Consider the following 474-nt stretch of genomic DNA (forward strand, 5'->3'; position numbering starts at 1 on the left):
AAGAAACCTTAGATTTTCGGCCATTATGATTCCCACATAATTCTCGCTACTCATTCCGGCATTCTCACTTCCATGCAGTCCACCGCTGCTTTCGCTGCGACTTCACCCCACATGGAACGCTCCCCTACCACTGTCTTACGACAATCCTAAGCTTCGGTTAGATGCTTAGCCCCGTTACATTTTCCGCGCAGAGTCACTCGACCAGTGAGCTATTACGCACTCTTTTAATGAGTGGCTGCTTCTAAGCCAACATCCTGGTTGTTTTCGCAACTCCACATCGTTTTCCACTTAGCATCTATTCGGGACCTTAGCTGTAGGTCTGGGCTGTTTCCCTTTTGACAATGAAACTTATCTCACACTGTCTGACTGCTATGCATCAATTAGCCGGCATTCTTAGTTTGATAGGCGTTGGTAACCTTATCGGCCCCGCTACCATTCAGTGCTTTACCTCCGGTAATCTAACATAACGCTAGC

1 rRNA gene is annotated in these 474 nt (G+C 47.5%); it reads right to left on the minus strand.

The window, feature by feature from the left end:
• Positions 1–474: ribosomal RNA gene (locus OCV80_RS16430) — 23S ribosomal RNA — on the minus strand; the annotation flags it as partial.

Source organism: Oscillibacter acetigenes (assembly GCF_025567605.1).
Taxonomy (GTDB): domain Bacteria; phylum Bacillota; class Clostridia; order Oscillospirales; family Oscillospiraceae; genus Oscillibacter; species Oscillibacter welbionis.